This is a genomic window from Halomonas halophila (assembly GCF_030406665.1).
GTDB lineage: Bacteria > Pseudomonadota > Gammaproteobacteria > Pseudomonadales > Halomonadaceae > Halomonas > Halomonas halophila.
Genome location: NZ_CP129121.1, coordinates 927,762 through 941,029, shown reverse-complemented (window position 1 = coordinate 941,029; position 13,268 = coordinate 927,762). Strand labels below are relative to the sequence as shown.

The window sequence follows — 13,268 nt, the reverse complement described above, 5'->3', positions numbered from 1 at the left end:
CCTTGCTCCCTCGTCCCTGTCGATTCCGTCGGATCGCCGTGTGTCATGCCTCGAGTGCCGCCGCCAGGCGGGCCGGCAGCGCCGGCTCCCAGCCTTCCAGCGCGAGGTTCGCCACGGAGTCCTGCAATGCCTGATAGTGCTGCCGGGCCAGCGCGGCGAGGCCGGCCTCCCTCAGCAGGTCGGCGCTGGCCAGGCGCCAGTAGACGCCCTCGCGGGGCGACGCCGCCGCCGCGAGGCCCTCGTCTAGCACCGCGAGCGCCGGCGCCAGCCCCTCCTCGGCGAGCCGCTCGCGGGCCGTCTCGAGGCCGGCCTGCCAGGGATCGCCCCCGCCCATGGCCGCCGGCGCCCCGGGGCCGGCCACGTCCGTCAGCCAGGTCTGCGTCTCGCCGTCGAGGAAGGCGGAGCCGTCGCTGAAGGTCAGCGCCTCGATGCCTGGCAGGCGGTCGACGAAGCGCGCCGTCTCGTCGCGGATCGCCTCGGCGCAGCGCGGCTGCTCGAGCCGCCGCGCCACCTCCGCGCTCAGACGATGTCCCTCGAGCCAGTAGGGGCTGAGCGCCAGGCTGTTCTCGATGCGCCGCCAGTCCTCCGGCGTCGGCCGGCCCGCGGCGGCCTCGCGGTACTCGGCAACCCGGTCGGCGGAGACCGGCGCCAGCTCGGTGCGCTGGCCGTCGCGGGTCATCGGCAGGCCCTGGATGGCGTGCCACACCGCGTGGCGGCGCAGCCGATAGCCGAGCGCCTCGCCCGGCGACTGCTCGTTGAGGAAGTCGGCCATCTTGAGCAGCGCCTGGCGGTTGCCGCGATCGTTGCCGGATTCGAGCCGCGCCTCCGGGGCCTTCGGCGCGGCGGGCTCGGCCTCGGTGGCCGGCGCCGCCGCGCGGCTCGGTTCGCCACCGCCCGCGGGCGCCGCCGAGGCGCCGGACGCCGACGGCGCCTCGGCGCTGGGCGTGGCCTGATCGAGCAGCCGCGAGAGATCCGCCAGCGCCTCGTCCGGCAGCTCATGGCCGGCGGCCCGCTCGCGCAGCCGGTCCAGCGCCGCACGGCAGGCGGCGTGATCCTCGGCGGCGCCGAGAAACTCCAGGCCGCCGGCCAGCGATAGCGCGCGCTGGGTGAACTGCTGGAACAGCTTGGGCCGGGCCCGCTTGCCGCGCGGGCCGGCGAAGGGATAGGCGGCCTCCCACCAGGCGTCCAGCGCACCGGCCAGCAGCTCCAGCGACAGCGCGAAGCGCGCCGGATCGCCATCGTGCTGCAGGCAGTGCAGCAGGTGGCCGAGCACCTTGAGGTCCTTGCCGGTCTCGGACAGCAGCCGCGCGGCGCGGGTCTCGGCGCCGCTCCAGTCGACCTCGCCGTGCTGCAGCGAACCGACCTTCATCATCTGCTCGTCGAGCCAGTCGAAGTCCTCGTGATCGGCCACCGGCTCGCCGACGCCCTCGGCGAGGGGCGCGAGCAGCGGTTCGAGCTGATGGGGCTGGGTAATGCGCATGTCGTTTCCCCCTTACCAGCGGCACATGGCGCGCAGCGGCGCGATCGCCGTGCGCCAGCCATCGAGATCGAAGCGCAGCCCGTCGATGACCGCCGTGTCGCTCGACAGCCGCAGGTCTTCGCCGCCCAGCAGGCGCTTCAGGGTGCCGATGGCCGGCAGCCCGCGCCCGCCACTGATCACGTGGCCGCCGTCGAGCACCCGCCAGGTCTGGTCGAGGGCGACGCCCTCGCCTTCCAGCCTGAGCGACGCCCGCGAGCCCTCGAGCGGCTCGTGGAGGTGCAGCTGGAAGCGGGTGATGGCGTCGTCGCAGCTGATCACCAGCAGCGGGCGCGGCGGCACCGTGCCCAGCGCCGGGGCGCTCATCAGCACGGTGTCGGCGGTCTCACGGGTCATCACGCCGACGTCATCGGCGTCGCGCTCCGCCTCCTGGGCGGCCACGGCGCGCCACAGCGGCGAGCGCGAGGCGTCCGCCACCGCCGCGGGGCGGTCGCGGAACAGGTCGTCGTAGCACTCGAGCCGGCCCAGCCGCGAGGGCCGTTCGGCGCAGGCCTCGGCGGCCTGCAGGCGCGACGCCGGGGCGCTGTCCTCGACATCGCTCCGGGCCTGGCCCGCGGCAGGCGCCAGTCCGGCGGCCAGCAGCAGGGCCAGACCGGCCAGCCGGTGCCACCAAGCGGGCCGAGCGGGAAATCGATCGTTCACGTTCATGGGCTATCCAGTTGCAGCTGTCGGCACTTATGCGCCAAGGTCCGCTTGGGCAGGCCCAGGCTCTCGGCGGCCAGGGTGCGGTTGCCGTCGAAGCGCGCCAGGCGCTGGCGGATCAGCGTCGCCTCGTAGTCGCGCAGCGCCCGGCGCAGGTCGAAGACGTCGTCCTGCTCGGCTGCCGGCGCCGGGGTGGCGTCGGTGGCCGCGTCGTCGACCGGCGCCGAGGGCGCCTCGTCGGGCAACGCCTCGGGGGCGATGTCCTCGCCGTCGCGGGTCATGGCGCAGGCGTAGTCGATCAGGTTCCTGAGCTCGCGCACGTTGCCGGGGAAGTCGCGCGCCTCGAGGGCACGCAGCACCGCGCGCCCCAGGCCGATGTCCTCGCGGCCCTCGCGCCGGCAGAAGTCGTCGACGAAGGCCCGGGCCAGGGCCGGAATGTCCTCGCGGCGCTCGCGCAGCGCCGGCAGCGTGAGCGGGAACTGGCCGAGGCGGTAGTAGAGGTCGGCGCGGAAGGCACCCTCGCGGATGCGCCGATGCAGCGGCTGGTGCGTCGCCGCTACCAGGCGCAGATCGACCTTCCGCTCGTCGTCGCCACCGAGCGGGCGATAGCGCCCCGATTCGAGCACGCGCAGCAGCTTGGCCTGCAGCGCCAGCGGCATGTCGCCGATCTCGTCGAGGAACAGGGTGCCGCCGTCGGCCTGGCCGAACAGCCCTTCGCGGCTGCGCTCGGCGCCCGAGAAAGCGCCCTTCACGTGGCCGAACAGCTCGGCCTCGAGCAGGCTCTCGGGGATCGCCGCGCAGTTGATCGCCATGAAGGGCCCGTCGCTGCGCGCCGAGACCTCGTGCACGCCGCGCGCCACCAGCTCCTTGCCGGTGCCGGTCTCGCCCTGCAGCAGCACCGCCAGATGGGTCTCGGCGGCACGCACCAGCTGGTCGCGCAGCGCGCCGATGGCCGGCGAGTCGCCGAGAATCCGCTGGGCCAGGCGCTCGCTGAGGGTGCGGCGCCGGGCGCCGTCGTTGGCCTCGGCCAGCGAGTCGCGCAGGCGCGCCTGGTGGCGGCGCTCGTCGCGCTGGCGAGCCAGCCAGGCCCACAGGCGACACAGCAGCGCCTCGAAGGCCAGGAAGTCGTCACACTCGGCCAACGGCGCGAGGCGCTCGGCGGGGCCCGCCAGGGCCAGCACGCCGAGCCACTCGCGCTTGCCGTCCCGCGCGCGAAGCGGGCGCACCGACAGCCGCCAGGCCGCCGGCAGCCCCTCGGTGGCCGCCTGGAAGGCGGGATGATCGAGCCGCAGCCGCGCCTCGCCGAGCCCCAGCTCCATCGCCTCGCCGCGGCGGATGGCATGGGCATAGGGATGGCGAAAGTCGTCGCAGGCCAGCCAGGCGTCGTCGCCGTCCTCGCCCAGCCAGCGGCCGCTGGCGTCGAGGAACAGGCAGCGTGCCCAGGCCAGCCCCAGCCGCTCGCGCAGCAGCGCGAGCCCGCGCCGGCGCAGCTCGTCGGGCGAGTGGCCCTCGACCAGCCGCAGCGCCTCGGCCATGCCGGCCAGCGCCGGGGCCTCGGCAGGTGCCGCATCGAGCACGCCGTGATCGCTCACCTCAGCCGACCTCCGCGGTGAAGCCGTGCTCGTCCACGCCCAGCGCGACGCGGCTCACCGGCTCGCGACGCGCCATGCGCTCGAGCAGCGCCCGGGACACCGGCGGCAACAGCTCGCCGTCGATCACGGACTCGAGCATCCGCGCGCCGTTCTCGCTGCGCGTGGCGCGCTCGCAGATGGCCTCGGCCAGCGCCGGTGCCAGCTCCACCTCGGCCTGGCGATGGCGGTCGCGGATGCGCCCGGCCAGGGTCTCGAGCTTGGCGCCGACGATGTCGTGGAGGATATCCCGCGACAGCGGCAGGTAAGGCACCACCTCCATGCGCGCCAGCAGCGCCGGCTTGAAGAAGTCGGCCAGCACCGGGTAGAGCGCTTCGTCCATCGCCGCGCGGTCGTCGGCGTGGCGCACGATGGCGTCATAGCCGAGGTTCGAGGTCATGAAGAACAGCACGTTGCGGCAGTCGATGGCGCGCCCTTCCCCGTCGGCCAGCTCGCCCTTGTCGAAGGCCTGATAGAACAGGTTGAGCACGTCCGGGTGGGCCTTCTCGACCTCGTCGAGCAGCACCACCGAGTAGGGCCGCTGGCGGATCGCCTCGGTCAACAGGCCGCCCTCGCCGAAGCCCACGTAGCCGGGCGGCGAACCGATCAGCCGCGAGACGGTGTGCTTCTCCTGATACTCGGACATGTTGATGGTGGTCAGGAACTGGCGGCCGCCGTAGAGGCTCTCGGCGATCTGCACCACGGTCTCGGTCTTGCCCACGCCGCTGGGGCCGACCAGCAGGAAGGCGCCCAGCGGACGCCCGGGGCGACGCAGGTCGGCGCGGGCGGTGAGCAGGTGGCGGTGAAGGCGCTCGACGGCCAGGTCCTGGCCCTTGATCAGCCGACCCAGCTCCTCGGGCAGCTCGGTGAGGCGCGCCAGCTCGTCGCGGGTCATGCGCTCCACCGGCACCCCGGTCCAGTCGCCGATCACCTGGGCGATCTGGGCCTCCTCGACGCTGGGATTGACCAGCGAGAACTCGCGCTGCAGCGCCTCGAGGCGGGCCTCGTGCTCGGCCAGCGCGGCGGTGCGGCGAGCGCGTGCCTGGTCGGCGCTCTCGTTCTCGCCTTCCGTCTCGTGACTCTCTCCATCGCTGGCGTCGTCTTCCGAGCCGTCGAGCAGCTCGCGATGCAGGGTCAGGATGGCGTCGACGCACTCGCGCTGTTCGCGCCAGGCGGCCTCCAGGGTCTCACGCTCCTCGTCCAGCCGCGCCAGCCGCTCGGCCAGGGCGTCGCGATGGGCGGTGTCGGGATGACGGCCGAGCAGCGCCTCGCGCTCGAGCTGGTCGTGCTCGCGCCGGGCAGCCAGCTGCTCGCTCATCAGGTGGCTGAGGCGTCGCGGCGGCGTGTCCAGGGCCTGGGCCAGCCGAGTGCCGGCGGTGTCGAGCACGTCGATGGCCTTGTCCGGCAGCTGGCGGCCGGCCAGGTAGCGGGCCGAGAGCTCGGCGGCGGCGCGCAGGCCGCTGTCGCCGATCAGCACGCCGTGGGTCGACTCGTAGACGTCGCGCAGGCCGCGCAGGATCATCAGCGCCTGCTCCACGTCCGGCTCGCCCAGGGCCACCGGCTGGAAGCGCCGCGACAGCGCCGGGTCCTTCTCGATGTGCTTCTTGTACTCGCGCCAGGTGGTGGCGGCGATGGTGCGCAGCTCGCCGCGGGCCAGCGCCGGCTTGAGCAGGTTGGCGGCGTCGGCGCCGCCCTCGGCGTTGCCGGCGCCGATGAGGGTGTGGGCCTCGTCGATGAACAGCAGCGTCGGCACGGCCGCGTCCTTGACCTCCTCGATCACCGCCTTGAGGCGCTTCTCGAACTCGCCCTTGACCGAGGCCCCGGCCTGCAGCGCGCCGAGGTCGAGCGACATCAGTTCCACGCCGGAAAGCGCCGCGGGCACGCGGCCCTCGACGATACGCGCCGCCAGGCCCTCGACCACGGCGCTCTTGCCGACGCCGGCCTCGCCCACCACGATCGGGTTGTTCTTGCGCCGGCGACCGAGGATGTCGAGCATCTGGTCGATCTCGGGGTCGCGGCACAGCACCGGGTCGAGCTCGCCGCGGCGCGCCTGCTCGGTGAGCGAGGTGGCGAAGCGCGCCAGCGCACTGTCGTCGCCGCTTGCGCTTCGGGCCGGGGCCGGCCGCTCGCTCTCGTCCTCGGCGGCACTGGCGGCCTCGGCGGACTCGCGGGTCAGGCGGGCGAAGTCGCGCCGCAGCCGTTCGCGGTTGATGCCGGCCAGCAGGCGCTCGCCGCGGGGGCCGAGATAGCGCCCGGCGTGATGCAGCAGGGCGGTGAAGATCACCCCGGTGCGCAGCTCGCGGTGCCCGAACTCGGTGCTGGCCAGGAGCCAGGCGTCCTGCAGCAGCTCGACCAGCAGCGGCGAGAAGCTCGGCGTGGCCACCTCCAGGTCGCGCGGAGGACGCGCGTCCTCGGTGAGCGCACGGCGCAGCGCCTCGGGCTCGATGTCCTCGGCCTCGAGCAGCACCCGCAGGTCGCACAGCGGCTGGTCGAGGCCGGCCAGCAGCAGGTGGGACACGCCCACTTCCGGCGCCTGCTGCTCGGCGCACAGCGTCGCGGCCCCTTCCAGTGCCTGGCGGGCGATGGCGTTGAGTCGGCCGATCAGTGCCGGTAGCTCTACCCTGAGCATGGTGTCTCCCTCGATGTCGTAAGCAAGCGGTGGTTCGAGCCGCCCGGCGGCTAGTCGATGATGCGTTCCAGCAGCAGCCCGACCTGGTCGGCCTGCTCGCCCAGCGTCCACGAGAAGCCGACGTAGACCAGCGCCATGGCCAGGGCGAAGAGCGCGAAGATGCCCCACAGCGGCAGGCCGTCGCCCTGGCGGCGCGCCGCGGCGAGCACGTTGTCCAGCGGGCGGGTCAGGCTGTCCTCGCCGGGCTCGTCGAGGGCCACCAGCTGGTCGCCCAGCTCGCGCAGGATCTGCTCGTATTCCTCGCGGCCGTGGGGCATGACCTTGTAGCGGCCCTCGAAACCCAGGCACAGGCACAGGTAGATGAAGGCCAGCAGGTCGCGATAGCGGCGCGGCTCCTGGCGCAGCCGCGAGAGGATCGAGAAGACCTTCTCGCCGCCCCAGGTCTCGTTGTGGAAGCGCGCCAGCAGCGAGTGGCCGGCCCACTGGCTCTGCTGGCCCCAGCCGGTGCTCATCACCGCCTCGTCGATGAACGAGCACAGCACGTAGCGATAGGCCAGCAGCGTCGGCCGGTCGTAGCCCTGCTCGGTGAGCTCGACCTCGATGGCGGCGATCTCGTCGACCACCTGGCGATAGAGCTGGTCGATGTCGTCGAGCCGGTCGAGCTGGCGAACCCGCACCACCATGCCCAGCAGCGAGCTGGCGGCGTCCACCAGCGGGTTGAGGCTGTGGCCGCGCAGCCGGAACCAGTAGTCCTCGTCGGCGTCCAGGTGGTTGGCATGGCTGTGGATCAGCCGCTCGAGGCCCTGGACGTCGATGCTGTCTTCGTGGCGACGCGCGTCGTCGCGGGTAGCGAGATCGTTCATGGCTTAGCTCCTGATCGCCCAGAACTGCATTTCCAGCCCCGGGAAGTCGCCGGCGACGTGGAAGGCGAAGCCGCTGGCCCCGTTGAGCATGCTCCAGGCCTCGCTCTGACGGTCGAGGCGGAAGTAGGTGTAGCCGGCATGGAAAGGCAGCTGGCGCGGCGCCACCGGCAGCGGCTCGAGCGGAATGCCCGGCAGCTGCAGGCTGATGAGGTCGCGGATGCGCTCGACGCTGGCCACCTTGGTCTGCTGCACGAACAGCTTGCGCAAGCGCTCCGGCGGCAGATCCGCGCGCACCGCGAGGATGAAGTCGGCGTCCTCGAGCAGGCTGCGGTCGGCCACGGTGGCGACCTTGAGCCCGTAGCGGCGCGACTGCAGCTGGATGGCCATGGCGCGCGGCTCGAGTACCGTGGACAGCGACTGGCGCAGGCTCTGCATCAGCGGCCGGAAGGCGGCCTCCGGGCGGTCGTGGTCGTAGGCCGGAAACTCCGGCGGCAGCCGCGACTCGGCGGTGAAGGTGGTCAGCTCGCAGCAGGTCTCGTGCATGTCGGCGTAGAGCCGCTCGGGATGCAGATGGCCGAGCCGGGCCAGGTGCTGGAAGCGCGGCTGGGCGCGGTTGAGCGACTGCAGCAGCATGAAGTCGGCGACGTCGGCGACGCCGGACTGGTTCGGCGTCGACAGGCGCTGGGCCAGGTTGCGCGCTCGCTCGCGCATCAGCCCGGCCATCTCGCCGACGAAGCGCTGCAGCACCGGCGCGGCCTGGACGTTGAGCAGGGTCGGCAGGAAGTTCTCGTCGAGCACCAAGCTGCCGTCGGGGCGCCGCTCGAGGATGCGCGCCACCGCCAGGCAGGCGTAGGCGCTGCGGTCTTCCTGCTCGAGCAGCAGCCGCGGCGCCACCCGCGCCAGGTCCAGGTCGGCGATGTCACCGACCCGCGAGTGCAGGTCGCGCACGCCGCGCGGCTCGGCGCGATAGCGCGAGGCCAGCGACGAGGCCTCCCAGCTCACCTCGGCCACGCCGTCGGTGGCCAGCGGCACGCCCAGGTAGACCACCTGGTTGGCCACCGAGGCGTCGTCGATCTCCAGCGCCGGCGGCTCCAGGTCGTCGTCGGGCAGGTGGAAGGGCGTGCCGTCCGGCATCACGCCGCTGGCCCGGCTCAGGGCGATGCGCCCGAAGCTCAGGTACTCGGCGTTGAGCTCGAGGGTCAGGAAGCCATGCAGGTAGCCGCCGACGCCGCGCAGGCGGGTATCGACCAGCCCCTGGAGGCTGCGCTGCTGCTGCTGGAAATGCTGGGGCTTGATGAACAGCCCCTCGCTCCAGACCACGGGATTGCGACTGGCCATCAGGTCTCCTTCCTCAGCGCGGCCTCGCGCTCCATCAGTTGCACCAGCAGGTGGTAGTCGCGCCCCTGGGCGTCGATCTTCACGACCTTCTTCCACTGCGCCTGGTTGGGGTCGGCGTAGAAGGCGATGATGCCGATGTAGCGGGTGTCTTCCTCGACCTCGAACGGCTCGTAGAACTTGAACTGGCCGGGCAGCAGGGTGAAGTCGTCATGCGCCAGGTAGTTGGTGCCGAGCGCCTCCTCGAGGTCCTCCTGCAGCTGGCGATGGTCCGCCGACATCAGCATCGAGTCGTCCTTGAGCTGCAGGATCTGGAAGCGCAGCGGCGTGCCCTCGCCCTCGACATTGGGGTTCATGTCGTCGGCCGCCAGCATGCTCAGGTCGACCCGCGACGGGCGATCCTCCGGATAGCCGACCGGGATCGAGGGATCCTTGATCACCTCGTAGGTCTTGCCGGCGGCCTCGAAGGTCGAGGCACAGCCGGCCAGCATCGCCAGCGCACCGGCCAGCGCCAGGCCCCGCGCCAGCGGCGCGATCCCGGCCGGGCGGGGGATCATGCCCCCTCCCGCTGCTGGCGGCGCACCGACTGGTCGTAGGCCTGCTCGAAGACCTCCCAGAACAGCTTCTCGAAGCCCTGCTGGCGACCGGAGTTGAGCTCCTGGTAGTAGTGGCGATACATCTCCCAGGCCCAGCCGTCCTCGTCCTCGCCCTGGCGACCGGCGCCGCGGTAGGCCTGGAAGCGGCGCAGCAGCGCATCCGGCGAGAAGGCGTCGAGGATCGAGCGCAGCGCGGTGCCGATGGCCTCTTCCACCGCCGCCTGGTGCTGCTGCTGGTGCTCGAGGCACTCGGCCACCGCCGCCGGTGCGGAGAGGTGCACGGGGCTGCGCTGGGCGGCGAACAGGGTGGTCAGGGTCTGCTCGTAGGACTGGCCGAGGCGCAGCGGGTTGTCCTCGATCGGCTGCAGGCGCCGGTCGCGCAGCGGATAGCGGCTGCCGTCATGGACCTGGTGCAGCGCCAGCAGGCCATCCACCGTGGCCTTGAGCGTGCGCCCGGCCTCCTCGAGGAAGGCGTGCTGCTCGGCGCTGTCGCGGAAGCGCAGCTCGCCGCCGAGGGTCTGCAGCAGCGGCGAGGCGCCGACGTGGCCGACCTCCCCCGCCGCCGGTTCCTGCCAGCGATCCTCGAGCTGCTCGCCGACCGAGCGTTCCAGATCGTTCAACAGCCGTTCGTCCATGTCGGGTTCCTCGTAGCGTCGGTTACTCGGCGCGGCCGTCATGCCGGACGCGCCGCCCTGCCCGTCCAGGGCATCGAGCAGTTGGTGATGATCGTCCGCGCCGACCATGGGGTCGTCGGCCAGCGCGGCCATGGGGTCCTGGTGCCGCCGGGCGGGAGAGGCCTCGCCCAGCGCCTCGAGCGGATCGTGCTGGGCCCGCGGCGCGGCGGCCTCGGCGGGCAGGATCTCGGTGGCCTCGAGGGTCTCGTGTTCCTCGTCGACCAGGGTCGCCAGCGGCTGCACGCCGGCGGCGTCGGCCTGACGGTCGCCCAGGTGCACGCGCAGGTGGTACTCGCCCACCTGCAGCTCGTCGCCGTCGCGCAGCGCCACCCGGCGTTCGCGGCCGATCGGCAGGGTGGCGTGGTTGACGAAGGTCTGGCCGCTGCGGTCGATCAGGCAGAAGCGCCCGTCCAGGCGCTGGATCTCGGCGTGGCCGGGCCGCACCCGGCCGGCGTGGTCCTGCAGCAGCCAGTCGTCGACCGTCGCGCTGCCCAGGGTGCCGCCGGCCGCCGGGAAGACATGACTGCTGGTGGAACGGCCCTCGAGCCGTTCGCTGTTGGTGACCACCAGGGTGATGGCCTGCTGCTGGGAGAGCGTCGCGTTCATGGGTTCACCGTGTCATCTGAATGCTTACCCGACGGCGCCGGGCCGTGGCGTGGGCCTCGGGCTGCACGAAGGTGGTCCAGCCCAGCTGGCAGCTGCCCCCCTCCCCCAGGCGCATGGGTCTGACTTCGCTTTCCAGGAGCTCGAGCTCCAGGTCGTAGGCCAGGGGCTCGCGCAGCACGAACTCCATCAGGGTGCGCAGCGCCTGGTGATCGCGGCCGTCGGGCAGGAAGTCGCGGAAACGTTCCAGGTCGAGCCCGTGCAGGCACAGCGCGAACTTGCCGCTGATATCGTCGACCCGGCTGCCGGCGATCATGTCCTGGCCCAGGGTCGAGGCCCCCAGGCCGGTGCGGGTGCGCTGGTCGGGCGGAATCTCGACCCGCCGATGCACCCAGCTCTCGACCTCGACGCCGTCGAGGTCGAAGCAGTGGCCGACGATGCCCGCCACCACGTCCGGCGAGCGCGAGCGACCGGCCAGCAGGCCGGCGTAGGCCAGCATCTTGCTCCAGTTGATCGGCGTCTCGCCGCGCAGACGGTCGTCGGCCAGGCCGACCAGGGCGAAGATCGCCGCCGAGAAGCCGTCCGCCGCGCCGTCCTGGTAGCGCACGTGGTGGCGATACTTGCGCCAGCCGCGATGCAGCAGCGACAGCACCCGGTGGTTGAACAGATTCAGGAAGTCGCCGGCCGCGCCCTCGCGATGCGCCTCGGCGTGGGCCATCGCCTCGAGGTAGTAGCCCGGCAGCGGCGACTGGGCGCCCTGCAGCCCCAGGAAGCTGACGCGCATGTCGTAGTGGCCGGCCGGGCGCGGCGTCAGCGAGAGGATGTCGCTGCCCGGGAAGCCCAGCGAGGCCGAGGCCTGGAAGCGCACGCGCTCGCCGGCCGGGTCGGCTTCGCGGTCGCCCTCGAGGTCGTCGCCGTGATGCCGGTGGAGCAGCTCCACCAGCTGATAGAAGTCGTAGCGCCGGGCCCCGTCGACCAGGGGAGCGAGCGCTACATCAGGGGCTGCTGGCCCGGCTGCAAGGTCCATGCGTAGCGCTCGCGGTTATGAAGGTTGATGACGTGCAGCTCGTGGAACGAGTTGATGCTGGCGTACAGCGAGAAGAACCGGGCCAGCACGCTGGCGAACAGGAACAGGCTACCCTCGTCGCCGAAGGCCTCCTGGTCCAGGGTCATCTCGGAGCGCAGCCCGCGCACCGGCAGGCCGCGATGCAGCCGGTCCACCGGCTGGGTCTGGATGTCGACGATGCCGGCCAGGCGCTTCTGGGCGATGCGCTCGGCCTGGCGGTCGACCAGGGCGCGGAAGTCGTAGACGCGAAGCACCGAACACAGGGCGTCGCGGTCGAGCAGCGACAGGTAGTTCAGCGACAGGTTGGAGATCAGCGTCCACAGCAGGCTGCCGTCCAGGGTCGGCCGCATGGCCGGGGTCGGCCGGGTGATGTTGCGAAACTCGGCGAAGGCCGGGCTGTCCTCGGTGGGCACGCAGACGTCGCCCACAGTCAGCCGCTCGGGCAGCTCGCGGTTGCTGCAGGTGAGGCTCAGCGAGATGGTCTCGCGCAGCCCCAGGCAAGCCTGCTCGTCGCCGCGCACGAAGGAAATGTCGTGATCAAAGCCGTCGCCGCGCAGGCTGTCGCGCACCCGCACCCGGTAGTAGCGGGCCTCGCGGCCGCGATCGCGCTCGATCTGATGCTCGAAGCTCTCGAACGGCACGTAGCGGCGCGGCTCGCCGCGGATGCGGCCGGTCTCGCTCTCGAGCCAGCCGTCCACCGCATCGACGCTGAACACCTCGTAATGGGCGGGAAAGCGGCTGCTGGGGCGGATGCGGTAGGCGCTGTGCTCGCCGCCGAGATCGACCGGATCGGCGTCATGCTCGAACAGGTTGATCGCCGGCGTGCAGTACAGCGCCAGGCTCTCGTCGCCGACCCGGGCATCCGCCGGCAGGGTGCGCGAGAAGGTGAAGCGCAGCCTGAGGCGCTGGGCCGGGCGCGACGGCAGGAAGTCGCCGAGCCGCTGCAGGTCGAAGAACTGGAAGGCCTCGGGGAAGCACAGATATTCCTGCAGGATGCGGTAGCCCTGATAGACGTTGCGTGGGTACGGCAGCAGGGCATCCTCGGCGGCGAAGCCCACCGGCGCCATCAGCCGCGTGGGCAGCGCCATCGGCTGGCCGTCGACCTCGAGCTCGATGCCGGCCAGGTAGTGGCTCAGCCACAGGTAGAGGGTGCGCGCCGTGTAGCCGCTGCCGCCGAGGTGCAGGCGCAGGTCACCCACGCCCAGGGCGTCGAGCGGCTGGTCGCTGTGCACCGCCAGGTCCAGCTCGACCACCGAGGCCTCGCGGGAGTGACGCGCCGCGACGCCGTCGTGGGCCAGCGGATAGAGCGTCAGCTCGTGGCAGGTGCGAAAGCCGCAAGCGGTGCCCTCGACCTCGCGGCTGGACAGGCTGGTACCGCGGGGCACCGGCTGGGCGGCGCTCAGGCCGTGCCAGTGCGGGGTGAACTGCACCATCGTCATGCTCGGCACCGGGCGCAGGTAGTTGGGCCACAGCATGCCGATCAGCGAGTGGGTCAGCTCGGGAAACTCGTCGTCGACCTTCTCGCGCAGCCGACCGGACAGGAAGGCGAAGCCCTCGAGCAGGCGTTCGACGTCGGGGTCGGTGCTCTGCTCGGACAGGAAGCGGCTGAGGCCGGGATTGCCTTCGGCGAATTCCCGTCCCTGGCGCTTCAGGAAGTCCAGTTCGTCCCGGTAGTAGCGGTTCAGCATGTCGGCC

General features: G+C 72.1%; 10 protein-coding genes. All 10 read right to left on the bottom strand.

Annotated features, from left to right (window positions below):
• Window positions 1-43 precede the first annotated feature (43 nt).
• Genes tssA through tssF form a run of 10 tightly spaced genes read right to left on the bottom strand, consistent with a single transcriptional unit; the run spans window position 44 to window position 13,261 of the window.
• Window positions 44-1,480 (bottom strand): type VI secretion system protein TssA, encoded by a 1,437-nt coding sequence (gene tssA, locus QWG60_RS04265; protein WP_146910244.1) that lies wholly within the window; start codon window positions 1,478-1,480, stop codon window positions 44-46.
• 12 nt (window positions 1,481-1,492) lie between these two features.
• Window positions 1,493-2,185, bottom strand: a complete 693-nt coding sequence (vasI, locus tag QWG60_RS04260) for a type VI secretion system-associated protein VasI (RefSeq protein ID WP_082090890.1) — start codon at window positions 2,183-2,185, stop codon at window positions 1,493-1,495.
• Window positions 2,182-3,771 (bottom strand): sigma-54 interaction domain-containing protein, encoded by a 1,590-nt coding sequence (locus QWG60_RS04255; protein ID WP_246124761.1) that lies wholly within the window; start codon window positions 3,769-3,771, stop codon window positions 2,182-2,184. Before QWG60_RS04255 ends, vasI begins: the two co-directional genes overlap by 4 nt.
• Before the next feature lies 1 nt (window position 3,772).
• A complete protein-coding gene (gene tssH / locus QWG60_RS04250; protein ID WP_146910242.1) occupies window positions 3,773-6,436 on the bottom strand; it encodes a type VI secretion system ATPase TssH in 2,664 nt (887 codons plus the stop codon).
• 50 nt (window positions 6,437-6,486) lie between these two features.
• On the bottom strand, window positions 6,487-7,299 hold the full coding sequence (icmH, locus tag QWG60_RS04245) for a type IVB secretion system protein IcmH/DotU (protein ID WP_146910239.1): 813 nt from the start codon (window positions 7,297-7,299) through the stop codon (window positions 6,487-6,489).
• A 3-nt stretch (window positions 7,300-7,302) separates the two neighbouring features.
• Window positions 7,303-8,637: a type VI secretion system baseplate subunit TssK gene (tssK, locus tag QWG60_RS04240; RefSeq protein ID WP_046079166.1), complete on the bottom strand. Its 1,335-nt coding sequence runs from the start codon at window positions 8,635-8,637 to the stop codon at window positions 7,303-7,305.
• Window positions 8,637-9,191 carry a type VI secretion system lipoprotein TssJ gene (tssJ, locus tag QWG60_RS04235; protein WP_046079167.1) on the bottom strand — a complete coding sequence of 185 codons (555 nt, stop codon included), beginning with the start codon at window positions 9,189-9,191 and terminating at the stop codon, window positions 8,637-8,639. Before tssJ ends, tssK begins: the two co-directional genes overlap by 1 nt.
• Window positions 9,188-10,510, bottom strand: coding sequence for a type VI secretion system-associated FHA domain protein TagH (gene tagH / locus QWG60_RS04230; protein WP_146910237.1), 1,323 nt, complete (start codon window positions 10,508-10,510; stop codon window positions 9,188-9,190). The genes tssJ and tagH overlap by 4 nt, the downstream gene beginning before the upstream one ends.
• A 4-nt stretch (window positions 10,511-10,514) precedes the next feature.
• Window positions 10,515-11,534 (bottom strand): type VI secretion system baseplate subunit TssG, encoded by a 1,020-nt coding sequence (gene tssG, locus QWG60_RS04225; protein ID WP_146910235.1) that lies wholly within the window; start codon window positions 11,532-11,534, stop codon window positions 10,515-10,517.
• A complete protein-coding gene (gene tssF / locus QWG60_RS04220; protein ID WP_046079169.1) occupies window positions 11,498-13,261 on the bottom strand; it encodes a type VI secretion system baseplate subunit TssF in 1,764 nt (587 codons plus the stop codon). The genes tssG and tssF overlap by 37 nt, the downstream gene beginning before the upstream one ends.
• Window positions 13,262-13,268: the final 7 nt, after the last annotated feature.